Consider the following 25,171-nt stretch of genomic DNA (forward strand, 5'->3'; position numbering starts at 1 on the left):
ACTCCCCCGGGGGAAAATCATGCCGTCCAAGCTCACGCTGTCCACGCTCGCCGCAAGTTGCTGCCTCTTCGTCATCCCGGTTGCCCAGGCGCAGACGCGCTACAGCTTCGACATGGCGGCGCAGCCGCTTGAGGCCGCGCTCCGCTCGGTGGCGACGCGCACTTCGACGAACATCATCTTCGACAGCGCGGTAATCCGGGGGCGGACCGCGCCGGCGCTGCACGGCGAGTATACGGCGCAGGGCGCATTCCAGGCGCTGCTGCAGGGATCGGGGCTCTCTCTCAACGCGACCCAAGGCGGTTCGTACATCGTTTCCGCGCCCGCCGGGCAGAACCGCACCAGCGGCGAGAAGGGTGCGATCACCGGGCACCTGACCCGCGAACAGGGCGGCCGCGCGCTTGCCGGCGCGCTGGTCCGCATCGCCGAGACCGGCGACAGCACCACCGCCGACAAGAATGGCGACTTCAGCTTTCCCGACGTCGCGCCCGGCCAGTACACGCTGGAGATCTCGTTTCTCGGCTTCGGCACCCGCACCCAGCCGATCGTGGTGGGATCGGGAAACGCCTCGACCATCGACCTGGCGATGAACGAAGGGGTTGAGGAAGGCGTACCGATCGTCGTCTACGGCACCCGCAGCGCCCGCGCCAACGCGCTCAACCTGCAGCGCGCGGCCGAGAACAACACCGAAGTCGTCTCGGCCGACGACCTGGGCAATTTCACCGGCACCACCTTTTCCGACGCGCTGCGCCGCACCGCCGGCGTATCGTTCCAGCGCGACAGCGTGACCGGCGACGGCACCAACGTCATCGTCCGCGGCCTCGATCCGGATATGAACAACGTCAAGCTCAACGGCCTGCAACTGCCCGTTGGCAACGGCACCGGCCGCTCGGCGGACCTGAGCAACCTGCTTGCGGACTCGGTAGGCAAGATCACGATCAGCAAGAGCCTGCTCCCCAGCCAGGACAGCGCCGGCACCGGCGGCCTGATCGAGATCGAGACGCTGTCGCCGCTCAACCGGCCCCACCGCTATGCCAATCTCCAGGTGGAAGGCGGCCTGAGCGGCAAGGATTTCAGCAAGGATTTCCTGGTCTCCGGCACCGTTGCCGGCCGCTTCGGCGCGCAGGACAATTTCGGCCTGAGCGCGTCGGTCCAGTATCGCCGCAACTCGGTACGCAACGTGTCGTACAACACGGTGACCAAGTTCGGCGCGTTCCTGCCTAATGCCGCCAACGGCACGCCGACGCTGACCGCGGGGGACGCGGTGAACCCGAACACGATGTTTCCCTTCGTGCCCGGGGATGACGGCGCCTACATCACCCAGCTCGAGACCAGCTTCAACCATGTGAAGCAATCGACCCTGGCGGCGACGGTCTCGGCCGAGTGGAACATCGGCAACCACAGCAACTGGAAGTTCGATTTCCAGCATGCGGAGGTCAACCGCACCTATTACGCGATGACCGACATCTTCACCGCGACCAGCAAATATTCGGACGTGCCCGGCGGCCAGGCGATCTCGGCGCTGCACCTCGAACTGACGCCCGGCAATGCCGCGCTGGGGCGGGAGCAGGCGTACAGCTATGATCCCGATGCCAAGACGATCACCGATACGTACAGCTTTTCCGGCAAGAGCACCGCAGGCAAGCTGACCTTCACCTATCTCGCCGGCTATGCCCATGGCAGCGAGAAGCATGACCGCAACACCACGCTGGACATGCGGGTGAGCGGCATCGATGCGACCGCGGCATACTTCCAGCCCGGCGCGACCGACTCCACGCTCGGCTACATTATCACCCCGTTCGCCCGGCGCAGCGGCGATGCGATCCCGATCCCGCTGCTCAGCACCGCCGGCTGGGCGCTGATCAACGATTCCTCGCGCTATACGATCACCAACGGCACCGGCGGCATCGACAAGACCACCGGCAGCAACAACCGCTATACCGGCGAGGCCAGCCTGCGCTGGGACATGGACTGGGGCTTCCTGAAATACGTCCAGGTCGGCGGGCGCTTCGAGCGGGCCGAGTTCAAGCATGACCTGACCCGCACCCAGTTCGCCGGCAACGCCTCGATCGCGTCGCTCGGCCTGCCCTTCTTGCCGACCGACCTCACCCGGGTGGGGGTTACCGGCGCCAACTTCACCGCGATGAGCGAGGGGACGGTGATCCGCTTCCTCGACAATCTCGGCAATTATCCGCAGGTCGTGCTCTCGCCGATCGCGCCGGCCATCGGCCAGGACAAGCAGAAGACGCGCGAGGACAATTACGCGGCCTATGTCCAGAGCCGGCTCCAATTCGGCAAGCTCGAGATCATCGGCGGCGTGCGCTACAACCGCACCGAGCTGTCGGCCTCGAACCTGGTGTTCCCGACCTATATCGGCCCGATCCTGCCGGCGAACGGCGGGGGATTCGGTAGCGACATCCTCTTCCAGAACCAGTTCAGCAAGCTGGTGACCGAGACCGCCGAGTCCGAGGATTTCCTGCCGCGCGTGCTGTTCAACTTCCGGCAGAGCGACAACCTGATCTTCCGCGGCGGCTATTTCCTGTCGGTCGCGCGGCCGCAGATCAACGACCTGTCGCAGCAGACCCGGATCAGCTTCATCAACATCCCGATCCCGGGCCCGGACGGCGTGAAGCCTATCCTGCAGATCAATTCGGGCAACCCGAACCTGAAGCAGGCGACCACGCATAACTTCGACCTGAGCGCCGAATATTACCACAAGATCGGCATCATCAAGCTGAGCGGCTTCTACAAGCGGATCAACAACCTGCTCCAGGCCAACCAGACCAACGGCCCGGCAAACCTGGCCAACATCACGCTGCCCAACAGCCCCTATTTCCAGGGCGCGCCCTATTTCGATCCGGCGCACCCGGAGAATTATTTCATCAACGGCGGCTCGCCGATCAACAGCCAGCATCCCGCCACCATCTGGGGCGTGGAAGGCCGGTTCGAGCGGCAGTTCGACTTCCTGCCGGGCGCTCTCGCCGGGCTGGGCGTGATCGCCAACTACACCTATACCAAGAGCAGCCGCTACCAGCAGTATAGCTGGGCCTATGCCCCGGCCGGGCAGAGCAATATCTATCAATTCTCGGGTCTGCCGTTCAACCAGCAACCCAAGCACAGCGGCACGCTCGCGCTAACCTACCAGAAATACGGCTTCGACGGCACGCTGGCCTATAGCTTCCAGTCGAAGACGCTCGACAATTTCTACCCGCGCGGCCTGTCCGTCTACAACCAGGACGTCCAGACGCTCGACCTGCGCGGCGAATACTACATCGATCGCGGCCGGAAATACCGGATCTATGTCGAGGGCTCGGACCTGCTCAAGGGCACCGAGACACCCGACGTCCAGCAGCTGATCGCCGGCTACTACACCCGCGCGACCTACCTCGGTGGGCGCAAGTTCAAGATCGGCGCCGCCGCGATCTTCTGAGGCACTGCACGCACCTGCCGGCTCCCCTGTGCGCAGGGAGCCGGCTCTTTTTTGCTTGAGGATATTCCCATGAAGGCCACCAGGTTGCTCCTAGCCGCGGCGAGCTTCGCCATCGCCGCCGCGCTGCCCGCCAGTGCACAGGAGCTTGTTCCGTACCAGCAGTTCACGCTTCCCAACGGCCTGCGCGTCGTGGTGCACGAGGACCACAAGACGCCCAAGGTGGCGGTCGCGGTCTGGTACCACGTCGGATCGATGAACGAGCCCGACGGCAAGTCCGGCTTCGCACACCTGTTCGAGCATCTGATGTTCAACGGCTCCGAACATCACGACAAGGAGTACATGCCGCCACTCCAGGAGATCGGCGTGTCGGGGGTCAACGGCGCTACCTCGCTCGACCAGACCTACTATTACGAGATCGTCCCGACCGGCGGGCTGGAGCGCGTGCTCTGGCTGGAATCGGATCGCATGGGCTATCTCGCCGGCGCGATCAGCCAGGCCAAGCTCGATGAGCAGCGCAAGGTCGTCCAGAACGAGAAGCGCACCCGCGAGAACACCCCCTATGCGCTGATGGACCAGCGCGAGGCGGCGGCGCTGTTCCCGGTCGGCCATCCCTATCACCACCCGACCATCGGCTCGATGGAGGACCTGAGCGCCGCCTCGCTCGACGATGTGAAGGGCTGGTTCGCCCAATATTATGGCGCGACCAACGCCGTGGTCACCCTGTCGGGCGACGTCACGCTCGAACAGGCCAAGACGCTGGTCACGAAGTATTTCGGCAGCGTCCCAGCGGGCCAGCCGGTCAGCCGCACCACCGCCTGGGTGCCGACGCTGGAACGCGACAAGGGCGAAGTGATGCAGGACGCGGTGCCGCAGACCGCGATCGCCTGGAACTGGGCGGTGCCCGGCCGCGGCACGCCCGAGGCCTCGGCGCTCCAGCTCGCCGCCCAGGCGCTCGGCCGTGGCAAGACCTCGCGCCTCTACCAGGTGCTGGTCCAGGAGAAGCAGCTCGCCACCTATGCCTCGGCCCAATATGCGGGCTATGCCATCGCCGGCATCTTCTCGGTCGATCTGCGGCTGAAGCCGGGCGTCGATCGCGCGGTGGCCGAAGCGGCGGTGAAGCAGGTGCTCGACGAGTTCCTCGCCAAGGGCCCGACCCCGGCCGAACTCGCCCGGGTCAAGGCCAGCGCCTATGCCGACAATGCCCGTGCGATGGAGTCGATCTACGTCAAGGCGATGGCGCTTTCCGACGGCACGATCTTCGCGGGCAACCCCGGCAACTACGCCGTGGAAGACAAACGCTTCCAGGCGCTGACTGCGGCGCAGGTCCGCGGCGCCGCCGCCAGCTGGCTCGGCAAGCCCAACTACAAGCTCACTGTCTTGCCCTTCGGGAACCCCAAGGTCATCGCCGATGGCGCAGATCGCACCAAGCTGCCGCCGCTCGGCCCCTCCCCCGCGCTCAAGCTTCCGGAGCTGCGCGAGGCGAAGCTCAGCAACGGCATCCGCGTGGTGCTGGCCGAACGCCCGGGCACGCCGACCGTCGACATGACCATGGTGTTCGATGCCGGCCAGGCTGCCGAGCAGAAGCTCAAGCACGGTATCGGCGGCTTCACCCTGGGCATGATGGACGAAGGCACCACCACGCTCAGCGGCACCCAGTTCGCCGAGCGTCAGGCGCTGCTCGGCGCCCGCCTCTATGCCACGTCGAGTGTCGACACGACTGACTTCATGGTCTCGTCGATGACGCGCTCGCTACCCGAAACGGTAGCGCTCTGGGCCGACTATATCCGCAACCCGGGCTTCCGGGTCGCCGATCTGGAACGCGACCGCCAGCTCCACCTCTCGGGCCTGGCTCAGTCGCTCGCCTCGCCGGACGAGATCGCCCAGCGGACCTTCACCAACCTGATCTACGGCGCCAACCACGCATATGGCGTACCGCTCGCTGGCCGCGCGGACACGCTCAAGTCGATCACCCGGGAGGACCTGGTCGCTTTCCATGACGCCTGGCTGCGGCCCGACAACGCAGTGATCTATGCCGCCGGCGGCACCGATCTCGCCACGCTGACCGCCGCGCTCGAAAAGGCGTTCGGCGACTGGAAGGCTCCAGCCACTTCCAAGGGCGAGAAGACCATCGCGCCCGTCGCGGATATCACCGCCCCGCGGATCGTCCTCGTCGACAAGCCGGGTGCGATCCAGTCGGTGATCCGGGTCGGCCAGATCATGCCGAAGGGCGACGATCCGCGCGGGTTCGAGATCGGCGCGATGAACGACGTGCTCGGCGGCAACTTCACCGCGCGGCTCAACATGAACCTGCGCGAGGACAAGGGCTGGACCTATGGCGCCAGCTCCTATGTCGCCGAGGCGCGCGGACCGCAGGTGTTCGGCGTGGCGACCAGCGTGCAGACCGACAAGACTTCGGAAGCGCTGGGCGAGATCGACAAGGAACTCCGCGCGATTCGCAAGGACAAGCCCGCCACCCAGGCCGAACTCGACCTGCTCACCAAGGGCGAAGTGCTTGGCCTGCCCGGCCGGTTCGAGACCAACAATGCGATGGTCGGCTATCTCCAATATGTGAACCGCTTCGGCCGGTCCTATGACTGGATCACGACCCTGCCCGCGCAATATGCGGCGCTACGCACCGACACGATCACCAATACCGCGCAGCTGCTCCATCCGGATGCGATGACCTGGGTCATCGTCGGCGATCTTTCGAAGATCGAGGAGAAGGTCCGCGCGCTCAAGCTCGGCACGGTCGAGGTGTGGGACGCGGAAGGGCACAAGCTGCGCTAAGCGCCGTTTCAGGCAATCCTCGGCGGCCGGCCCGGTTTATCCGGCCGGCCGTTTGCCGTTTACCGCCCCGGCGCAGGATCGGCACGGCTCGACCGACCCTACGCGTTTGTACGGAATGCGGTCCGCTTCATGATTGAATATTTCCGAAATGGATGAATGACGGAGCGGAAATGACCGACAGCGCCTATTTCGCACAGCGTGCCGACGAGGAACGCGACGCTGCGCTGCGTGCCAAGGGCATGGCGAGCTTCCGCGCGCATATGGGCATGGCGCAGGAATATGAGCGCCGCGCCCGCGGCTTCGAACCGCGCCACGCCGACAAGGTTGTGCTCGACTAGATCGGGCCCGGCCTGCGGCAGATCGACCGCGCCAGCCCTCCCCATACCAAAGTCTGAATGCGCACCCTTTCGCGCCTCTTGAGTTCATTTTATTAGATAGCTATCTATCTAAAATGACTCGAGCGAATCTTCGACGCGATGTTGCGCGCACCATGCCGCAGGTGAGTCGTGGCTGGCGCCAGCTCGCCGATGCCGCGCTCGCCGAACTCCGCGTTTCCAATTCGATGGGCTGGTGCCTGATCCATCTCCACCGGCTCGGACCGGAGGCGCGGCAGACCGACCTGGCGCAGGAGATCGGGATCACCGGCCCCTCCACCGTCTCGGTGCTCAACCAACTCGAACAGGCGGCGCTGGTCGAGCGCGTGCCCAATCCCGACGACAAGCGGTCGAACCGGTTGGTGCTGACCGAGGCGGGAGCCGCGCTGGTCGACAAGATCGAGGCCCGCTTCGCCCAGCTGCGTCGCGAGCTGTTCGACGGCGTGCCCGAGGAGGAGATCGCGACGATGCTGCATCTCCTCGAGCTGCTCAACGCCCGGATCGCGGAGCGGCGAGGCTGAACCATGGGGCAGAAGTTCGGGCTTCCGACCGCGCTGTTCGCGGTCAAATGCTACGTCGCGGCGATGCTCGCGCTGTACATATCGCTGAGCATCGGACTTGAGCGTCCTTACTGGGCCTTCCTGACATCGTTCATCGTCGCACAGCCGCTCGCCGGCGCGGTTATCTCCAAGGCGCTGTTCCGGCTGATCGGCACCTTTGTCGGCGGCGTCGCGGCCGTCGCGATGGTCCCGCCCCTGGTCAACGCGCCGGAACTGCTCACGCTTGCGATCGCGAGCTGGCTGGCGATTTGCGTGTTCGTGTCGCTGCTCGACCGCACGCCGCGCGCCTATATGTTCGTGCTCGCCGGCTACAGCGCCTGCATCATCGCACTGCCGAGCGTGGACGCGCCCGGAGACATCTTCACCGTCGCGATCCTGCGCGTGCAGGAGATCGGCATCGGCATCCTGTGCAGCAGTCTGGTCCACGGCGTCGTGATGCCCGGATCGATCACCCGGCTGCTGCTGTCGCGCGTCGATGCGATCCTGGGCGATGCCGAGCGCTGGTCGCGCGATGCGATCGCCACCGAGCCGGTTCCCGAACTCGAAGCCGAGCGCCGCCGCCTAGCGCTCGACGTAACCGAGCTGCACCAGCTCTCGATCCATTTGCCCTTCGATCCCTCGCGCCTCGCCCCGCGCGTCCGCACCGTGCGCGCGCTGCAGGACCAGCTCTCGATGCTGCTCCCGCTCGGCGCCGCCGTGCAGGACCGGCTCGAGACGTTCCAGAGCGCGGGCGGCACCGTCTCGCCGGAAGTCACCACGCTGATCGACGATTGCCGCGTCTGGCTCGCCGCGCCTGAGGCCGATCCTGCCGAACGCCATGCCAGCGCCGAGACGCTGATCGCGCGCTGCTCGGCGTTGGAGCCGGCGGCAGGCCCCGAAACGAACTGGACCGAGATGCTGCGGCTGAGCCTGCTCGCCCGGCTCGGCGCGCTGGTCGCGGTGCATCGCGACTGCCGTGACCTGCGCGACCAACTCATCACCCATCGCCGCCAGCCGGTGACGCCGCGTGTCGCCGAACTGCTCGGCGGGCGTCGCAATCGCGAGCTGCACCGCGACTATGCCGGCGCGGCGCGCGGCGCGTTCGGGGCGTTCATCACGATCGTCCTGGGCTGCGCGCTGTGGATCGGCAGCGGCTGGGCGGACGGATCGACCGCGGTGATGCTCGCGGGCGTGTTCCTCGCGCTGTTCTGCGCCTTCGACAATGCGCTGGCGCCGCTCAAGGGCTTCATGATCGGCACGATGATCGCGACCGTGCTTGGCGCGATCTACGGCTTCGCGATCCTGCCGATGCTCGACGGTTTCTGGATGCTCGCCCTGGCCCTCGCACCGGTGCTGCTGGTCGGCGGCGCACTGATGTCATCCCCGCGCTATGGCGGCATCGCGCTGCCGGCGATGATGGGCATGGGCAGCCCGGCGCTGCTCGCCGCGACCTACAGCAGCGACTTCGCCAGCTATGCCAATGGCTCGATCGCCCAGCTGGTCGGCACCTGGTTCGCAATCGTGATGACCGCGCTGATGCAGGCCGCCGGCGCGCATCACGCGATCCGACGGACGATCCGCGCCGGCTGGGCCGACATCGCCCAGCGTGCCAACCTGATGCGCGCGCCGGACGTGCGCGGCTGGATCAACCGGATGCTCGACCGGATCGGCCTGCTCGCCCCGCGCCTGGCTGCGATCGGCGAGGACAGCGGCCGCCCGCTCTACGACGCGTTGCGCGACCTGCGCACCGGCGTGGCAATCGGCGAGCTGCGCCAGCTGCGGCTGGACCTGCCGCCCGGGCAGGGCGATGCGCTGACCGAGGTGCTCTCGGGCGTGGCCGATTATTATCGCAGCCTCGATCCCGACATGCCGCTCCCATCCGATCCCGCGCTGCTCGACCGCATCGACGGCGCGATCGCGGCGACCACCGAATATCCCCAGCCCGCCTTCCGCCGCGAAGGCACGCTCGGGCTGGTGAGCCTGCGCCGCAACCTTTTCCCTGAAGCAGCCAGTTATCGGAGGGCCGCATGATCGGCGAAGTCTCGCTGGACGGCGTCTATCTGCCGACGCTGTTCGTTCTCGCGCTCGGCGCATTGGCGCTGAGCTTCGTGCTCACCCGGCTGATCGGCGCCTTCGGCCTCTACCGCTTCGTCGCCTATCGCGCGGCGGTCGACCTCAGCCTGTTCGTGCTGAGCCTCGGCCTGCTCGCCTTCCTCGTCCCGTTCTTTGGATTGCGTCTATGAAACGTCTCGCCCTCCCGCTGGCGCGCAGCGCCGCCACCATCGTCATCGTCCTCGCCGCGATCGCCGTGGCGGTGTGGATGTGGAACCATTATGAGCGCAGTCCCTGGACGCGTGACGGGCGGGTGCGCGCCGATGTGGTGCGGGTGACGCCCGATATCGGCGGCCTCGTCACCTCGGTGGCGGTGCACGACAACCAGCCGGTCAAGGCCGGCGACCTGCTCTTCGTGATCGACACGCCGCGCTACGCCCTCGCGCTGCAGCAGGCGAATGCCCGGGTGGTGAGCGCGCGGGCCACGCTCGGCCAGGCACGCCGCACCGCGCAGCGCGACCTGGCGCTGGGCGACCTCGTCGCCGCCGAAGCACATGAGCAGAACCTCGCCGCCGTCGCTACCGCCGAGGCCGCACTGGCCCAGGCGATCGGCGCCCGCGATGCCGCCGCGCTCGACCTCAAGCGCACCCGCGTCCATGCCTCGGTCAACGGCGTCGTCACCAATCTCGACCTCCACCCGGGCGACTATCTGGGCGCGGGCAAGCAGGCGATGGCGCTGATCGACCGCGACAGCTTGCGGATCGAGGGCTATTTTGAGGAGACCAAGCTGCCCCTCGTCTGCATCGGCGCGCCGGTCCATGTCCGGCTGATGGGCGAGAGCGCCGACCTGACCGGCCATGTCGACAGCATCGCCTATGGCATCAATGATTCCACCCGCAGCGACAGCGGCAACCTGCTGCCCACGGTCCAACCGACCTTCTCCTGGATCCGCCTCGCCCAGCGTATCCCGGTGCGCGTGCGGCTCGACAAGGTGCCGGCGGACATGCGGCTGATCGCCGGGCGGACCGCGACGGTAACCGTCCAGCCGGCCGACCCCAACGCCAAGCAGCCGGTGGCCTGCCACCATGCGTAAGCCCTTCGCCATATCGCTGGTCGCGCTGGCACTGGCCGGCTGCGCCACCGCCGGGCCGGACTATCATCCGCCCGAGACTTCGGCCGCAACCGCGCCGGGTGCCACCGGTCCATTCCTCTCGGCCACCGGCCCGGGGATCGACGGCAGCACGTCGCTGCCCGATCACTGGTGGCGGCTCTACCAGGACCCGCGGCTCGATGGGCTGATCGAGCAGGCGCTGTCCGCCAATACCGACCTGCGCGTTGCCCAGGCCAATCTGGTGCGCGCCGAGGCGGTGCTGCGCGAAGCCGATGCCGGGCGCGACGTCACCACCGGGATCAGCGGCGGCACCACGCTCGCCCGCCCGTCGGGGACCGGCACCGACCTGCCGGGCAACGTCGCCTATAATTTCGGGATCAGCGCCTCCTACCCGATCGACCTCAACGGCCGGCTGCGCCGCGCGATCGAGGCGAGCCAGGCCGATGTCGAGGCGGTGACCGCCGCGCGTGACTATGTCCGCGTCAGCGTCGCCGCCGCCACCGCCCGCGCCTATGGCAAGGTCTGCGCCGCCAATTACCTGCTCGGGGTCAACCGCAAGGTTGTCGCCCTCCAGCGCGACACGCTGACCGCGACGAAGCGCCTGTTCCGCGGCGGGCGCGGTACCGCATTCGACGTCAGCCGCGCCCAGGTTGCGGTCGAGACCAGCGAAGCGGCGCTGCCCGCCTTCGAAGGCCAGCGCCAGTCCGCGCTCTATCTGCTCGCCACGCTGCTCGGGAAGCCGCCTGCGGACTATCCGCGCGAAGTCGCCGATTGCTCGGTGTTGCCGAGCCTGCGCAGCCCGCTGCCGACCGGCGACGGCGCCGCGCTGATCCGCCGCCGGCCCGATATCCGCCAGGCCGAGCGGAAGATCGCCGGCGACACCGCGCGGCTGGGCGTCGCCACCGCAGCGCTTTATCCGCAGATCAGCATCGGCGGGTCGCTCGGCCTGTCCGGTCCGCTCAAGGATATCGGCGGTGGCACGTCCTTCGGGTTCAGCCTGGGACCGCTGCTCAGCTGGTCCTTCCCCAACCGGCCGGTGGTAAAGGCACGGATCGCCCAAGCCGATGCGCAGGTGCGGGCCGATCTCGCCGGGTTCGACGGCAGCGTGCTCGAGGCGCTGCGCCAGACTGAGACCGCGCTAGAGACCTATCGCCGCGACGCGCAACGGGCCGATGCCCTTGCCCGGGCGAGCGGCAGCGCGGCGCAATCGGCGGCGCAGGCGGGCAAGCTGTTCCGCTTCGGCCGGGGCGACTTCCTGTCGCTGCTCGACGCGCAGCGCAGCTATGCCGGCGCCGAGGTGACCAGCGCAGCGGCCCGGGCGCAGCTGCTCGACGACCAGCTGGCGATCTTCCTCAGCCTCGGCGGGGGCTGGGAATAGCCTGCCTCACTTGCCGGCGACGCGCTCCCATTGCCAGGCGGCGACGGTTTCGCCGCGCGGCAGGTAGCGGATCGACAGCGTCTCGGCGCCGCGCTTCACTTCGAGCGTGAGCATCCGGGTCTGGTCGCCCTGCAGGCCGTCCTGCGAGAAGGTGTTGAGGATCTCGTCGCCATTGCGCAGGCCGGCCTTCTCGGCTTCCGAGCCCGCGATCAGACCCTTCACCAGCTTGGGGCGAACGGTCAGCGAGGCGGGATCAAAGCCGAGATCGAACCGGCGCAGCGGGCGCGAGACGCGGCGGAAGCCGGGGCCAAAGGCATCGGACGGCGGGGTGACCGTGCCGCCGGCGAGCATCGCGTCGAGATCGGCGACGCCCCTGGCGCCAAGCTGCTGCCTGAGCAGCGAACGCCACAGCGCCTCGTTCATCGGCTTGCCGGCCTGGCGCGCCGCCAGCATCGTCCGCACCATGTCATCGAGGCTGCGCTTGCCGGCCGAAGCCTTGCGCACCGCGGCGTCAAGCGCGGCGAAATAGAGCGAGCCGCGGTCATAGGGCAGCACGCGGATGCGGGTGTCCTTCCAGAAACCGCCCGGGATCTCAGAGTTCGGCACGTTGATCTTGATGTTGGTGTAATAGCGCGCGGCGGTCTCGTTGAGGTCGGCCAGGAATTCGTCGGCGGTTATCATCCCGGCGCGATAGGGCAGCATGCGCTGGTAATGCACGGCCAGCCCTTCGCCGAACCAGGACCGGTCGAGCCCACCCGCTGAGTCCATCGATTCATCTAGCGAGCGCACCCAGCTGTGCAGCATCTCGTGCGCGAGCAGCGACTTGAGGTCGTCGGGCTTCGACGTGTGGTTGAAGGTGAAGGCGAAGCTGTCGGTCAGGCCGATGCCGCTGCCCGGGTTGCGGACATTGGTGCGCCCGAACACGCCGAAGCTGGGCGGCATGTACCCGAAGAACTTGCCGTAGAAGCGATGAAGGTCGCCCGCCCAGTGCATCAGCGGGTCCATCGCGAAGGGCGGCGTGCCCTGCCAGGCGGCGAAGAAGCCGTCGCCACCGGCCTGGAACACGCCGGGCTTGCCCGCCATGTAATAGACCGAGGACAGGCGCGATGCGGGCAGCGGCTCGCTGCTGGTAACGTCGCCGACGCCGAAGCTGGATACACCGATGCCGCCCGGGCCATAAGCGGCGAAGTCCCAGTGGATCTTCGCGCGGCGGGCGGTCTCGTCGGCGGGGAGGATCACGAACGCATTGGCGGCGGCGGAGAAGCCGTCCAGCTCGGTGCGCATCTCATATTGCGGCAGCGCGAGCGGCGGCGCGGCGGCATCGATCGGCACGCGGTAGCGGATAGTCACGGCACCATCGATCGCGCGGGGCGCCTGCCAGATACGGGTGCGGTTCGAGCCGTCCTCCTCGACATCCTTGACCGTGGCGGCGATCGTGCCGGCGGCGTCGGTGATCGCCAGGCCCTGCACGTCCTTGCCGCTGGTGACCACGGTGTTGGCTACCAGCGCAAGCTTGAACAGGTCTTCCCCGGCCTTGCGGTGCACGCCCTGTGTAACCACCGTCACATCGACATAGGGGATGTTGTGCGCGGCGTCGGGCGCGGAGGGCGCGATGGTGATCGCCAGTTCGGGCACGGGCTCGGCGCCCCCCCCACTGCTCGCCGAAACCGGCACCAGTGCAATGGCCATTGCCAGGACAGTGTTTCGGGCAATCTTGGTCATGAATTCTCCTCCGCTGCCCCGATCCTATCGGCTGGAGCCGCGAAAATTTCTGCGATCTCCCGCCGCAGAGCCGCCCCCGCACATGATTTATGCGTGGTCGGGGCCCTGCCCGACCGATTGCCGCGCGAACCGGACCGGCAGCGCCGTGCTGCTCTTGAGGTTTTCCAGCACGATGCTGGAGCGCGCCGTCGCCACTTCGGGAGCGACCAGCAGCTCGCTGACCAGGAAGCTGTTGAAGCTCGCCAGGTCCCGCGTGGCCACCTTGAGGATGATGTCCGCCTCCCCGGTCAGCGCCTGGCATTCGAGCACTTCATCCATGGCGGTAATGCGCTGGTGGAAGGTCTCCAGCCACCCGGGCTCGTGCGAACGCAGGCTCAGCAGCACATAGGCGCTCACGCCGATCCCCAGCTTTTCCGCATCCAGCACGCCCGCCACCCGCGCCAGATAACCGGCCTCGCGCAGCTGATGCATCCGGCGCGAGCATTGCGAGGCGGAGAGGTGCACACGCTCGCTCATCTCTACCGGACCAATGTCGCCCTGTACCTGCCATTGCTCGAGGATACGGAGATCGAAGCTGTCGAGTTCGCGCGCCATTCCGCGATCCTGCATCAAATTTGCACGAACTGCCACATCCATACATCGATGATGCAATATCCACGAAAAGGCCGACCATTTCGCACGCACTTTGGCGCGCCACCCCCGTATTTTGCAGCGCAATAAACAAAAGGGGTCTCACCATGTCGTTCGATACGCTTGCGCTCCAGCCCGCCGATCCGCTGCTGAAGATCATCGGCGCCTTTCGCCGCGATACCCGCACCGAAAAGATCGACCTGGGCGTCGGGGTATTCCGCGATGAGGACGGCAACACGCCGGTGATGCGCGCGGTGAAGCTGGCCGAGGAGAAGCTGCTGCGCGAGCAGCAGAGCAAGTCCTATCTGGGCCCCGAAGGCGATATCGGCTTCGTCGAGCGGCTGGCGGACAAGGTGCTGGGCAATGCCGTGCCCGTCGAGCGGCGCCATGGGCTGCAGACGCCGGGGGGCACGGGCGCGCTGCGCCTCGCCGCCGAACTACTCGCCAAGGCCGGGGTGCGCCGCATCTGGGTCGCCGCGCCGAGCTGGGCGAACCACGCCCCGGTATTCCTCGCAGCCGGGATCGAGCCGCGCTTCATCGAGTGCTTCAGCATCGCCGCGCAGCATCTCGACCTCGCCTATTTCCTTGAGGAGCTGGATGGCGCGACACCCGGCGACGCGGTGCTGCTGCACGGCTGCTGCCACAACCCGATGGGGATCGATCCCGGCCCGCTCGGCTGGCAGGCAATCACAGAGGTGGTGGTGCGCCGCGGCCTGTTGCCGCTGGTTGACCTCGCCTATCAGGGATTGGGCGAGGGTTTCTGCGAAGACTCGCTCGGCACCCGCATATTGCTGGCGGCAGCACCGTTCGGCCTGCTCGCTTATTCCTGCGACAAGAATTTCGGCCTCTATCGCGAGCGCGTCGGCGCGCTGTGGGTGACCGCACCCGATGCAGAGCAGGGCGCGATCGCCCATTCCAACCTCCTCGCGCTCGCCCGCGCCAACTGGTCGATGCCGCCCGATCACGGCGCTGCCGTCGTCCGCGTGATCCTGGAGGATGCCGAACTCACCCGCATCTGGCGCGAGGAGCTGGATATTGTGCGCGAGCGGCTTGCCGGGCTGCGCCGGGCGCTGGCATCCGAAGGACGGATCGGCAAGGTCGACCTGACCCAGATCGCCCGTGGCAAGGGCATGTTCGCCACGCTGCCGCTCAGCCGCACCCAGATCGACTGGCTGCGCGACGAGCATGCGATCTACCTGGCGGGTTCCGGCCGGATCAACATCGCCGGCTTCACCCTGCCCACCATCGCCCGCTTTTGCGACGCGCTTCGCGCATTGGACCGCGCGGGCGTGGCATGACCGGAGCGAACCTGACCACGGGCGCCGGGACGCGATCGTCCCACGCACGCTGGTCGCTGTGGAACAGCCCCTATCTCCTGCTCACGCTGGCGGCATCGCTCTGGGCAAGCAACTTCGTGCTCGGCCGGGCGATACCGCACGGCATGGCACCGGTGAGCATCTCCTTCTGGCGCTGGACACTGGCGGTGCCCTTCACCCTGCCCTTCGCCTTCCCCTATCTGGCGCGCGACTGGCCGCTGATCCGCCGGGGCTGGCCGGTGCTACTGCTTCTCGCCGGGCTCGGCCTCGCCGGCAGCAACACCCTCGCCTATTACGCGGTGCGGGTGACCGGGGCGACACCGGCGCTGCTGGTGCAATCGGCGATCCCGATCGCGATCATCGGCCTGGGCTTTCTGTTCTTCGGCGAGCGCCCTGCGGCACGCCAGCTGGGTGCCATGGCCTTCGCGCTGGCCGGAGTGCTCTGCGTCATCCTCGGCAAGCCCGGCACCTCGGGCAGCCTCAACATGGGTACCCTGCTCGCCTGCGCGGCGATGCTCTCCCAGTCGCTCTACGCCACGCTGCTGCGCAAGCGCCCGCGCGTGCATCCGGCGAGCTTCCTGTTCCTGACCTTTGCAGGCGCCGCGCTGCTGATGCTGCCCTTCCAGCTTGCGATAGGGACGCCGCTACCGCTCAAGGACGCGAGCGGGTTCGCCGCGCTGCTCTACCTCGCACTCGGGCCGTCGATCCTCGCCTTCTTCCTGTTCAACCGCGGGGTGGCGCTGGTCGGATCGGCGCGGGCAGGGCTGTTCTTCTATCTGATGCCGGTGTTCGGCACGATCTTCGCCGGTATCTTCCTGCACGAGAGCATCGGCGCGGTCGAACTCGCCGGCTTCCTGCTGGTCGGTGCCGGCTTCGCCCTGTCAGCGCGACGGCAGCGGTAAGCGGTGGCTGCACTTCATCTCGGATAACGTCGCCACCGATCGGATATCCTCGACGCCGGGCAGGCGCAGAAGCGTGCGGAAGGTGAAATTCTGATACCAGGCCATGCTCGGCGCCAGCACCTTCAGCATCACGTCCATCTCACCGAACAGCGTATAGGCCTCGGTGATCTCGGGGATTTCCTCCACCGCGCGCATGAAGCGCTCGCGGCCCTCGTCGCTCAGCCGGCCCATCTTGAGCTGGGCGAAGATGTACATGCTCTCGCCGAACTTCTCGCGATCGAGGATCGCGACCTGCGCCTTGATATAGCCTTCCTCGCGCAGCCGCTGGATCCGGCGCCAGCAGGGCGATTGCGACAGCCCCACCCGCTCGGCGATCTCGCTGGAGGACTCGGAGGCGTCGATCTGCAGCCGCTCCAGGATCTTGATGTCCATCCGGTCGAGATTGTCCGCCATATTTATGCGCCTCCCCGGCGAAAATTGGATCATATTTTCGCGAACGCTAAATTACAGTGCGATGACAGGCAAGCGTTTGCGGGGTCGCCGACTTATCCTGCCTGCAAGGTTCGACGGGAGGACGAGGCATGAAGCGCGAGCAGCTGGCGATTTTCGACGGCCAGTATGTGCGCGATCACCTGAGCTATCCCGACTGCATCCGCGTCGTCCGCGACGCGATGGAGGCGCTGTCCGCGGGCACCACCCGCCAGCTCCTCCGCACGATGATCCCCCTGGGCTCGGGTCGCACCTTTGCCCAAATGCCCGGAGCGCTCGGCGAGCGCGAGATGTTCGGCGCAAAGATGATAAGCGTCTTCGCCGATCCCAGTTCGCCGGGCCTCCGCCGGCATCGCGGTGTCGTGCTGCTGTTCGAGCCGGACGAAGGCGAGCCGGTCGCGATCGCCGATGCCGAGGAGATCACCCATATCCGCACCGCGGCGGCCACCGCGGTCGCCACCGATGCACTCGCTCGCGCCGATGCCCGCACGCTGCTGATCGTCGGCACTGGCGGCCAGGCGCGCACCCATCTGCGCGCGCTGCCGCTGGTCCGCGCCTTCGACCGCGTGCATATTTGGGGTCGCTCGTTCGACAAGGCGGTGAGCCTCGCCGCCGAGTTCGCCGCGATCGGCGCCGAAGCGGTCTCCGACCTCGAAGCCGCCACCAGCCGGGCCGACGTGATCTGCACGCTCACCACCTCGGCCGAGCCGGTGATCCTCGGCGCCTGGCTGCGCCCCGGCACGCACGTCAACCTGGTCGGATCGAGCGGCCCGGGTCCGGTCGAGGCCGACAATGCGCTGGTCGCCATGAGCCGCTATATCGCTGACAGCCGCGCCTCCGCGCTGGACGCCGCCGCCGAGTTCCTGGTGGCGAAGCAGGCCGGCGTGGTGACGGACGACCATATCGTCGCGGAGATAGGCGAAGTCCTGCTCGGCCGCGTCCCCGGCCGCCGAAGCGCCGATGAGATCACCCTCTACAAGTCGTTGGGCCATGCCGTGCAGGACCTGGCCGTTGCCGCCCATCTCTACCGGAGCTCGCTCAGCTGATGTCGCCCACCCTTTTGCGTGCCGCTCTTCTCGCCTCCACCCTCTTCACCGTCACACCCGCGCTTGCCCAGCATGAGCGGCTGAGCGTGATCGCCAATGGCGAGAAGGTCGGCTTCGTCGATGCGGACCAGCAGGGCAGCAACGTCACGATCAAATATGACGTGAAGAACAATGGCCGCGGCCCGACCATGTCGGAGACGATCGCGCTGGGTACCGACGGCCTGCCGGTGCGCTGGGCACTGGACGGCAAATCGACCTTTGGCGGCGATGTCCATGAGAGCTTCACCCGCGAGGGCGGCACCGCGCGCTGGACTGACTCGATGGGCGAGCGCACCGCCCCCGTCACTGGCGCCGGCCTATATATCGGGCAGAATGCCAGCCCCTGGGCGCTCGGCCTTTATGCCCGTGCCCTGCTCAAGCGCGCGGACGGCACGCTGCCGGCAATGCCCGGAGGGCAGCTGCGCATCGAGAAGCTGGGGCCGGCGAAGATCGGCACCGCGACCTATCAGGCCTATGCGATCAGCGGCATCGACCTCTCGCCTGAGATGATCCTGCTCGACGGCCAGCAACGGCTGTTCGCGGTGCTCGACACCAGCGGCGCGGTGGTGCGCGAGGGCCATGAGGCGGAGGTGCCGGCGCTGGCAAAGCTGGCGACCGCGCTGACCGCGAAGCGCTATGCCGCGCTCCAGCAGCGCTTCGCCCACAGGATCGACGCGCCGGTGCGCATCCGCAACGTCCGCGTCTTCGATCCGGCCTCGGGCAAGCTCGGCGATCCGGTCTCGTTGCTGTTCGCCGAGGGACGGATCACCGGCATCCAGCCGTTCGACGCCCCCGCCTCGCCCGGCGAGGCGACGATCGAGGGCAATGGCGGCACGTTGCTGCCCGGCCTGCACGACATGCATGCGCATATCGGGCTGGAATCGGCGATGCTCTATATCGCCGCCGGCGTCACCTCGGTGCGCGACATGGGCAATGACAATGTCTTCCTGCCCCAGCTGATCCGCCAGATCGATGCGGGCGAAGTCGCCGGGCCGCGGATCGTGCCCAATGGCTTCCTGGAGGGCCGCAGCCCCTATTCGGCGCGGCTGGGCGTGGTTGCCGACAGCGAGAGCGCGGCGATCGACGCCGTGCGCTGGTATGCCGCGCGCGGCTATTGGCAGGTAAAGATCTACAACAGCATGAACCCGGCCTGGGTGCCCGCCATCGCCAAAGAGGCGCACCGGCTCGGCATGGGCGTGACCGGGCACATCCCGGCCTTCACCAATGCCGATGCGATGATCGCGGCGGGCTATAACGAAGTCACCCATATCAACCAGCTGATGCTCGGCTGGGTGCTCGATCCCAAGGAGGATACCCGCACCCCGCTGCGCCTGACCGCGATGCGGCGCACGGCCGAGCTCGATCTCGCTTCGGCAAAGGTGAGCAAGACGGTGGACGCGATGGTCGCCGGTCATGTCGCGCATGATCCGACCGCGGTGACTCTCGAGCTGCTGATGCTCAGCCGCAATGGCGCGCCCAGCCCCTCGGTCGCCAGCTATATCGATCACCTGCCGATCGGCCTGCAGCGCCGCCGCCGCCAGGCGATCGCGCCGATCGCCGGGCCGGAGGATGCCGCCGCCTATGACGGCGCGATGGTCAAGGTGAAGCAGCTGCTCAAGCTGCTCCACGATCGCGGCATCACGCTCCTGCCCGGAACCGACGACCAGACCGGGCTGTCGGTGCACCGCGAGCTGGAAATCTATGGCGAGGCGGGCATCCCGATCCCCGAGGTGCTGCGCCTCGGCACGCTGACGCCCGAAGTCTATATGGGCCGCGACCAGGAGCTGGGCTCGATCGCGCGTGGCAAGCGCGCCGACTTCCTGCTGCTGCCCGGTGATCCTACGAAGGATCTGCGCGAGCTGCACCGCATCGCGATGGTGGTGAAGGGCGGGACGATCTATTTCCCCTCGGAAATCTATCCGGCCTTCGGGGTGAAGCCGTTCGTGGACGCGCCGAAGATCACCCGTCCGGCGGCGGCGCCCAAGGCAGCGGGCAGCGGCCCGTCGCATGACGTGGCGGACGAGTTCCTGTTCTGATCGAGCTGGCTTGACGCCCCGGGCGCGGGATGATCGAACCACCGGCGTGACTACCGATTCCCCCGAACCCGAAGCGCCCGTGGATCAGAAGAGTGAGGAACGCGCGGCCGAGGCCGCCGCGATCCGTCGCCGCTGGATAACCTTGGGCGAAGTGCTGGCGGTGGTTGCCGTCATCATCTCCGCGCTGACCCTCTGGAACAACTGGAGCGAGCGCAGCGACAGCAAGGCTGCGGAGAGTGCGAGTGCCGAGCGTGCCTCCGCCCGCGCCGGCACGCTGGTGCTGGTCCCGGCCGATTCCGGCGAGCGGGTGCTGGTGCTCAAGCCGTCTTCGGCCGACCAGACCGTCCAGAGCCAGAAGATCGCCTTCCCCTCGCCGCTGGGCATCGCCGCGGTGGAGACCACCGGCGAGCCGCGGATCGACGTCAAATGGTTCGACGAGGCGCTGAAAAAGGCGCGCAACGCGGCCAGGCTGCCCGACAACAGTCGCGGCGACGAGCGCCTGCCGGTGCTGGTCACCACCCAGTTCCTGGTGAATGGCGAGCCGCATGCGGACAGCGCGCTCTACGATGTCGGCTATACGATTTCGGGCAAGCTGCTCGGCGGCCACAGCGTCACGCTGCGCGGCATTTCCTTCATCGCCACCGCGAAGGGCAAGAGCGCGGCGGCGAAACTGGACGAACGCTGGAAGGCGAACTTCCCCGCCCGGTGACTACGGCTTGGCGGCAACGACCTGCGCGACAAAGGCGTGCAGGTCCGCACTGAGCGCCGCCAGCCCTTCCTCGTCCTCGAACACCGAATGCCCGGCGGCATAGTGATGCGCCGCGACGCGGTCCATCGACACACCCGCCTGCTCGAGCGCGAACTGCCCGGCATAGACCGGCGTAGTGATGTCGTAATAGCCACCGCCGGTGAAACCGCGCAGGCTCGGCTTGGCGTCCATCGCCGCCTTCAGATATTGCGCGAAGGACATGGAGCGGTAGCTGCCGCCATATTCCTTGTCCCAGTTCCACTTGAAGTTGATGCCCAGATTGAGGCTGCGGTAGGGGCTGGGCAGCGCATAGGCGAGCTCAGTCTTGAGATAGGTCTCGATCAGCTGCGCCGAGCTGGCGCCGAGCGTCATCGAGGGATCGTCGAAGGGGGGGCGGAGCTTGGATTCGGCGATCGCCCGGGTTGCTCGGCCGTCTAGCTGGCCGGTGCGGAGGCCCTTGGCGGCCAGCAGGTTCAGCATGAAGTCGTAATTGTCGAGCCGCAGATTCTTCTCTTCGAGGAGCGAAACCGGCAGGCCGGTGAGGGCTGCCATTCGCGTTGCGACTTGCCGGCGGGCCTCAGGGGAGAGATTCGAACCCTTGAGGAGGGCCAGTGCATAATCGCCCTGCGCGAAGGCCAGAGCCTCCGCATAAAACTGCTCGACGCTGCGCCCGCCGCGATCGATCGCCTGGTGATACCAGGCCACCGCAGCCAGGGTCGGCAGCTTGACCACGTCCGAGATCACCGGCCCGTCGCTGTCGCCGATCGCCAGCGAGAGCAACGCGACACCATCAGGCAGCGCCTTCTTCGCCTTGCTGGTCTCGTTCAACACCGCAAGCGCCCGCGAGGTTCCATAGCTTTCACCGACCAGCACCACCGGCGAACCCGTGCGCCCGTTCGCCGCCAGCCAGCGCTCGATCATCAGCGCCACCCCACGCGCATCGCCGCCGACGCCCCAATAGCCCGAAGCATCCTTGTCCTTGAGCGGCATGCTCGCGCCCGTCCCCACCGGATCGATGAACACCAGGTCGGCGGCGTCGAGCAGGCTGAAGCGATTGTCCTCGAGATGCGCCGCATCGCCCTTGCCCACGATCCGGCGCGGGCCGAGCGCCTGCATGTGCAGCGGCGAGGACGAGGCGCCCGGGCCGCCGTTGAACACGAACAGCACCGGCCGCTTCGTCGCATCGCCCTTCACATCCGCGAGATAGCCATAGCTGACCGCCACCGCGACCGGCGTGCCGTCCGCCCCCGGCATCGGCAGCTCGGTGACGACGGCGCGATAGGCGAGCTTCTTGCCGCCGATCATCGCGGCATGCTGCGTCGTCACCACCCGGTCGCTGGCGGCATCGCGCGGGACCATCGGCTCCATCGCGCGCATGAAGGCCGGCGGCATCGGCGCATTGCCGTCCTGCGCATGAACGGCAACGGGGCTGACGGCAGCGAGCAGCAGGGCGACAGACAAAGCACGGCGCATCAGGGGGCCTTTCAGGAAATGCGGGGAAGCGCGGCGAGCAGGCGCTCGATATCGTCTAGGTCGTTGAAGACGGACGGACAGACACGGAAACGGTTGCGCGACAGAGTGATCTGCACCTTTGCCGCCTTCAGCGGATCGGAGAGCTTCGCATAGGCGCCCTCCAGCGCGCAGGTGAGCAGCGGGGTGCGGCTGCCGGCCGGGGTGACGATCGTATAGCCGCGCTCGGCGAGCCCCTTGCGCAGCCGCGCCATCAGCGGCTGGCGATGCGCGACGATGCGATCGACGCCGAGCTTGAGGATATAGTCGAGCGACCAGTCGAGCTGCGCGACCACGGTGTGCGAATGGGTGCCGCCGGCGAACAGCCCCTCCATGTCCGGACGGGGCGCGACATCGGCGATCGTCTCGCCCGGCGGATCGAAGGGATAGACGTGCGGCGCGAACTTCGCGAGCTGGTAATAGCCATAGCGGGTGCGCTTGAGCCGGTCGTGCAGGTCGGCGCGGGCATAGAGGAAGCCCAGCCCGAAATCGCCCATCAGCCATTTGTAGCTGGCGGTCGCGGCGAAATCGACATTGGTGGCGCGCACGTCGATCGGGATCGTGCCGGCGGCGTGGATGATGTCGGCATAGACGAGCGCGCCGCGGGCATGGGCGATCTCGCACACGCGCTTCAGGTCATGCTCGAAGCCATTGTACGTCGACACCAGCGACAGCGCGACCAGCCGCGTGCCCGGGGTGATCGCCTTTTCCATTGCCTCGACCGAGATGCGATTGTCGATGGGCTTCACCCAGGCGACATCGACGCCCTGCTTCGCCAGCTCCTGATAGAGGTAGAAGGAACCGAAGAAGTGCAGCGTGTCGGTGACGATCCGCCCGCCGGCGCGCGGGAAATCGAGCGCGTCGATGACGAGCTGCTCGCCCGCCGTGGTGCTCTGGACGAAGGCGATCTCCTCGGGCGCGGCGTTGATGAGTTTGGCGAAGCTCGCCTTGACCCGGGTTTCGACCGCATCGGTGGGATAATGGCCATCGGTGGTGGCGCGCTGATCGAGATAGGCGCGCACCGCGTCGCGGGCGCCGAGCGGGATCGGGTGCATCGTCCCCGAATCCAGATAGGGCCCGGGCATCGGCGCAAAGCTCGCCTTGTCGGGCAGCGGCGTGGAGGCCCCTGCAGCGGAGGCAGCCTGCACGACCAGCGGCGCGGCGCCCGCCCCTGCCAGGATTTCGCGCCGTGTGACGCCCGATCGCATGCCCCGCCTTCCCCTGTTCGAATTGCCGATCAGCTTAGCGCCGGTTGCGCGAATAGTTTTTGCCGATTTTCACGGGCTACCACAGCGAAGCCGATCCCGTGCCTCCCCGCAAACTCGCCATGTTGCGCATAAAAATTCCCCACGAGCCCGGATAGGATGGATCGAACCTCTCTTCGTCATCCTCGCGAAGGCGGAGATCCATTCTGGCTGGCTGCGATGTGCCTCACTGCGTTCAGCGACTATGGATCCCCGCCTTCGCGGGGATGACGGAGGAAGAGAGGGATGCCGTGGGTTCGGCAAAGGGAGTAAAGCCGATGAAGGTTCGAGCACTGACTTGCGCGATGCTGCTGGCCGGTGGATCGCTGTTGCCGATCGCGGCGAGCGCCAGGACCTGCACCGGCGACGCGGTGGAGACGCAGCACAGCGCCCGGATCGGCGGCAAGACGCTGCGCTACATCGCCTGTGCCGGCACGCTGCCGGTGCGCAACCTGCGCGGCGAAGTGCGCGGGCGGATCTTCTACACCGCCTATCTGGTGCCCGGCGGCAAGCCGCGCCCGCTCGCCTTTGTGTGGAATGGCGGCCCCGGCGCGGATTCGCGCACGCTCCAGTTCCACGCGGTCGGCCCGCGCATCCTCAAGCAGGGCAAGCTGGTGGACAATGAAGCGAGCCCGCTCGGGGTGAGCGATCTCGTGTTCGTCGACCCGGTGGGCACCGGGTTCAGCAAAGCCGACGATCCCGCCCATGCCGCCGACTTCTACGGCACCAATGCCGATATCGCCTCGGTCGCCGGCTTCGTCACCGATTTCCGTACCGCCTATCGCCGCACCGGTTCGGCGCTCTACCTCGCCGGCGAGAGCTTCGGGACGTGGCGCGCCGCCGGGGTGGCCGAGCGGCTGATCGACGCCAAGGTGCCGGTGGCCGGCATCGCGCTGATCTCGGGCGGTATCCCGTTGGGCGACATGCCCGACCGCAACCGGCTGCGCGCGCTGTCGCTGGTCAACCGCACCGCCACCGCGCATGCGCTGGGCAAGCTGCCGCCCGAGCTACAGGCCGACCAGCCGCGCGCGCTGGCCGAAGCGCGAAGCTGGGCCGAGAAGGTCTATGCCCCTGCCCTGGCGGCGCCCGATGCACTCTCCGCCGAGGACCGCGCCCGAGTGATCGCCGCGCTTGCCCGCTTCCAGGGGCTCGATCCCGCGACGATCGACGCCAAGACTCTGTGGGTCTCGCCGCGCGCCTTCCGCACCGGGCTGATCGCGGGCGACACGCTGGGCCTGTTCGACATGCGCAAGACCGGAGCGCCCGAGGACGAGAGCGCCGATGGCCGGACCGTGCTCGACTATTATCGCACCGCGCTGAACTATCGCACCGGCAGCTATGCCGGGATCGATGCGCCGGAAAGCGATGCCGGCAGCCAGTGGCAATATGACCAGGCGCCGATCACTCCGGACTCGCTCGCCCGCGCCCGTGCCGGCGAAGGGCCGCCCAGTCCTTCCCAGCCCTGGACGCTGCGCGCGATGGAGAAGGCCCCGCGCCTGCGCGCCTGGGTGGCGACCGGCCTGTATGACTCGCTGAACAGCTGCGCCGGCAACGAAGCGGTGGCGGCGGGACTGCCCCGGGCCGTCTCCGCCCGCTTCACCCTGCGCTGCTATGCCGGCGGGCACATGATGTATGAGGATCCGCGCGAGACGCTGCGTTTCGGCAAGGATCTCGCAGCCTTCCTGCGACCCTGAGCATAAATCTTGCGCTCACCCGCCCAGACATTGCGAATTTGTTTCATATTTTTCGCTCCCGGGCGTGGCTTCGGCAAAAAATTCCGCGCCGCCCGCCTATTCTGATGCGGATCCGGGAAAGAGCCGCA

The 25,171-nt window shown here is 67.4% G+C and carries 19 protein-coding genes; 14 read left to right on the plus strand and 5 right to left on the minus strand.

Translation table 11 applies throughout. The features are described from left to right. The first annotated feature begins 19 nt into the window (after nt 1-19). The 8 genes from O3305_RS10160 (at nt 20) to O3305_RS10195 (ending at nt 11,668) form a co-directional block, all read left to right on the plus strand. Nucleotides 20-3,427, plus strand: coding sequence for a TonB-dependent receptor (locus O3305_RS10160; protein WP_269576285.1), 3,408 nt, complete (start codon nt 20-22; stop codon nt 3,425-3,427). Between the two features lie 69 nt (nt 3,428-3,496). Continuing rightward, on the plus strand, nt 3,497-6,214 hold the full coding sequence (locus O3305_RS10165) for a M16 family metallopeptidase (protein WP_269576286.1): 2,718 nt from the start codon (nt 3,497-3,499) through the stop codon (nt 6,212-6,214). Between the two features lie 170 nt (nt 6,215-6,384). Then, on the plus strand, nt 6,385-6,552 hold the full coding sequence (locus O3305_RS10170; RefSeq protein WP_184168783.1) for a hypothetical protein: 168 nt from the start codon (nt 6,385-6,387) through the stop codon (nt 6,550-6,552). Nucleotides 6,553-6,665: 113 nt separating this feature from the next. Next, nucleotides 6,666-7,109, plus strand: coding sequence for a MarR family winged helix-turn-helix transcriptional regulator (locus tag O3305_RS10175; RefSeq protein ID WP_269576287.1), 444 nt, complete (start codon nt 6,666-6,668; stop codon nt 7,107-7,109). 3 nt (nt 7,110-7,112) lie between these two features. Beyond that, nucleotides 7,113-9,158 (plus strand): FUSC family protein, encoded by a 2,046-nt coding sequence (locus O3305_RS10180; protein WP_269576288.1) that lies wholly within the window; start codon nt 7,113-7,115, stop codon nt 9,156-9,158. Continuing rightward, entirely contained in the window at nt 9,155-9,370 is a 216-nt protein-coding gene (locus tag O3305_RS10185; protein ID WP_184168786.1) for a DUF1656 domain-containing protein, read from the plus strand. Before O3305_RS10180 ends, O3305_RS10185 begins: the two co-directional genes overlap by 4 nt. After that, the gene (locus O3305_RS10190; protein ID WP_269576289.1) at nt 9,367-10,272 is read left to right on the plus strand and encodes an HlyD family secretion protein; all 906 of its coding nucleotides are present in this window, start codon (nt 9,367-9,369) and stop codon (nt 10,270-10,272) included. The genes O3305_RS10185 and O3305_RS10190 overlap by 4 nt, the downstream gene beginning before the upstream one ends. Continuing rightward, a complete protein-coding gene (locus O3305_RS10195) occupies nt 10,265-11,668 on the plus strand; it encodes an efflux transporter outer membrane subunit (protein ID WP_269576290.1) in 1,404 nt (467 codons plus the stop codon). Before O3305_RS10190 ends, O3305_RS10195 begins: the two co-directional genes overlap by 8 nt. A 6-nt stretch (nt 11,669-11,674) precedes the next feature. Here O3305_RS10195 and O3305_RS10200 read toward each other — a convergent pair whose 3' ends face one another. Together O3305_RS10200 and O3305_RS10205 are read right to left on the minus strand one after the other, a co-directional pair. Beyond that, nucleotides 11,675-13,390 carry a M61 family metallopeptidase gene (locus O3305_RS10200; RefSeq protein ID WP_269576291.1) on the minus strand — a complete coding sequence of 572 codons (1,716 nt, stop codon included), beginning with the start codon at nt 13,388-13,390 and terminating at the stop codon, nt 11,675-11,677. Nucleotides 13,391-13,477: 87 nt separating this feature from the next. Beyond that, entirely contained in the window at nt 13,478-13,984 is a 507-nt protein-coding gene (locus tag O3305_RS10205; protein WP_183998666.1) for an Lrp/AsnC family transcriptional regulator, read from the minus strand. A 143-nt stretch (nt 13,985-14,127) separates the two neighbouring features. On the opposite strand from O3305_RS10205, the gene O3305_RS10210 reads away from it, so the two are divergent. Both O3305_RS10210 and O3305_RS10215 read left to right on the plus strand, forming a co-directional pair. Beyond that, on the plus strand, nt 14,128-15,318 hold the full coding sequence (locus O3305_RS10210; RefSeq protein ID WP_269576292.1) for an aromatic amino acid transaminase: 1,191 nt from the start codon (nt 14,128-14,130) through the stop codon (nt 15,316-15,318). After that, entirely contained in the window at nt 15,315-16,238 is a 924-nt protein-coding gene (locus tag O3305_RS10215) for a DMT family transporter (protein ID WP_269576293.1), read from the plus strand. Before O3305_RS10210 ends, O3305_RS10215 begins: the two co-directional genes overlap by 4 nt. Here O3305_RS10215 and O3305_RS10220 read toward each other — a convergent pair. Further along, on the minus strand, nt 16,218-16,691 hold the full coding sequence (locus O3305_RS10220) for an Lrp/AsnC family transcriptional regulator (RefSeq protein WP_183998663.1): 474 nt from the start codon (nt 16,689-16,691) through the stop codon (nt 16,218-16,220). The genes O3305_RS10215 and O3305_RS10220 overlap by 21 nt on opposite strands. A 128-nt stretch (nt 16,692-16,819) precedes the next feature. Here O3305_RS10220 and O3305_RS10225 point away from each other — a divergent pair, with 128 nt between their 5' ends. The 3 genes from O3305_RS10225 to O3305_RS10235 all read left to right on the plus strand — a co-directional run bounded on the left by O3305_RS10225 (nt 16,820) and on the right by O3305_RS10235 (nt 20,557). Continuing rightward, entirely contained in the window at nt 16,820-17,773 is a 954-nt protein-coding gene (locus tag O3305_RS10225) for an ornithine cyclodeaminase family protein (protein WP_269576294.1), read from the plus strand. Beyond that, complete coding sequence (locus O3305_RS10230; RefSeq protein WP_269576295.1) at nt 17,773-19,848, plus strand: amidohydrolase family protein; 2,076 nt, start codon at nt 17,773-17,775, stop codon at nt 19,846-19,848. The genes O3305_RS10225 and O3305_RS10230 overlap by 1 nt, the downstream gene beginning before the upstream one ends. Nucleotides 19,849-19,927: 79 nt before the next feature. Next, entirely contained in the window at nt 19,928-20,557 is a 630-nt protein-coding gene (locus O3305_RS10235; RefSeq protein ID WP_269576296.1) for a hypothetical protein, read from the plus strand. On the opposite strand, the gene O3305_RS10240 is transcribed toward O3305_RS10235, so the two are convergent. Continuing rightward, nucleotides 20,558-22,069: a S10 family serine carboxypeptidase-like protein gene (locus O3305_RS10240; protein ID WP_269576297.1), complete on the minus strand. Its 1,512-nt coding sequence runs from the start codon at nt 22,067-22,069 to the stop codon at nt 20,558-20,560. It abuts the gene before it with no gap. Between the two features lie 11 nt (nt 22,070-22,080). Further along, nucleotides 22,081-23,313, minus strand: coding sequence for an aminotransferase class V-fold PLP-dependent enzyme (locus O3305_RS10245; RefSeq protein WP_269576298.1), 1,233 nt, complete (start codon nt 23,311-23,313; stop codon nt 22,081-22,083). 314 nt (nt 23,314-23,627) lie between these two features. Between O3305_RS10245 and O3305_RS10250 the strand changes: the two genes are divergently transcribed. Then, nucleotides 23,628-25,043, plus strand: coding sequence for a S10 family serine carboxypeptidase-like protein (locus tag O3305_RS10250; RefSeq protein WP_269576299.1), 1,416 nt, complete (start codon nt 23,628-23,630; stop codon nt 25,041-25,043). The last annotated feature ends 128 nt before the right edge of the window (nt 25,044-25,171 follow it).

The organism is Sphingomonas sp. NIBR02145, from assembly GCF_027359115.1.
Lineage (GTDB): Bacteria > Pseudomonadota > Alphaproteobacteria > Sphingomonadales > Sphingomonadaceae > Sphingomonas > Sphingomonas kyeonggiensis_A.

Bases quoted from the DNA above. Each gene is read 5' to 3' on its own strand.
- O3305_RS10240 (WP_269576297.1), bottom strand. From the start codon at position 22,069: ATGCGCCGTGCTTTGTCTGTCGCCCTGCTGCTCGCTGCCGTCAGCCCC.
- O3305_RS10250 (WP_269576299.1), top strand. From the start codon at position 23,628: ATGAAGGTTCGAGCACTGACTTGCGCGATGCTGCTGGCCGGTGGATCG.
- O3305_RS10215 (WP_269576293.1), top strand. From the start codon at position 15,315: ATGACCGGAGCGAACCTGACCACGGGCGCCGGGACGCGATCGTCCCAC.
- O3305_RS10180 (WP_269576288.1), top strand. From the start codon at position 7,113: ATGGGGCAGAAGTTCGGGCTTCCGACCGCGCTGTTCGCGGTCAAATGC.
- O3305_RS10170 (WP_184168783.1), top strand. From the start codon at position 6,385: ATGACCGACAGCGCCTATTTCGCACAGCGTGCCGACGAGGAACGCGAC.
- O3305_RS10210 (WP_269576292.1), top strand. From the start codon at position 14,128: ATGTCGTTCGATACGCTTGCGCTCCAGCCCGCCGATCCGCTGCTGAAG.
- O3305_RS10195 (WP_269576290.1), top strand. From the start codon at position 10,265: ATGCGTAAGCCCTTCGCCATATCGCTGGTCGCGCTGGCACTGGCCGGC.
- O3305_RS10175 (WP_269576287.1), top strand. From the start codon at position 6,666: ATGACTCGAGCGAATCTTCGACGCGATGTTGCGCGCACCATGCCGCAG.
- O3305_RS10160 (WP_269576285.1), top strand. From the start codon at position 20: ATGCCGTCCAAGCTCACGCTGTCCACGCTCGCCGCAAGTTGCTGCCTC.
- O3305_RS10200 (WP_269576291.1), bottom strand. From the start codon at position 13,390: ATGACCAAGATTGCCCGAAACACTGTCCTGGCAATGGCCATTGCACTG.
- O3305_RS10225 (WP_269576294.1), top strand. From the start codon at position 16,820: ATGAAGCGCGAGCAGCTGGCGATTTTCGACGGCCAGTATGTGCGCGAT.
- O3305_RS10230 (WP_269576295.1), top strand. From the start codon at position 17,773: ATGTCGCCCACCCTTTTGCGTGCCGCTCTTCTCGCCTCCACCCTCTTC.
- O3305_RS10205 (WP_183998666.1), bottom strand. From the start codon at position 13,984: ATGGCGCGCGAACTCGACAGCTTCGATCTCCGTATCCTCGAGCAATGG.
- O3305_RS10165 (WP_269576286.1), top strand. From the start codon at position 3,497: ATGAAGGCCACCAGGTTGCTCCTAGCCGCGGCGAGCTTCGCCATCGCC.
- O3305_RS10190 (WP_269576289.1), top strand. From the start codon at position 9,367: ATGAAACGTCTCGCCCTCCCGCTGGCGCGCAGCGCCGCCACCATCGTC.
- O3305_RS10245 (WP_269576298.1), bottom strand. From the start codon at position 23,313: ATGCGATCGGGCGTCACACGGCGCGAAATCCTGGCAGGGGCGGGCGCC.
- O3305_RS10220 (WP_183998663.1), bottom strand. From the start codon at position 16,691: ATGGCGGACAATCTCGACCGGATGGACATCAAGATCCTGGAGCGGCTG.
- O3305_RS10185 (WP_184168786.1), top strand. From the start codon at position 9,155: ATGATCGGCGAAGTCTCGCTGGACGGCGTCTATCTGCCGACGCTGTTC.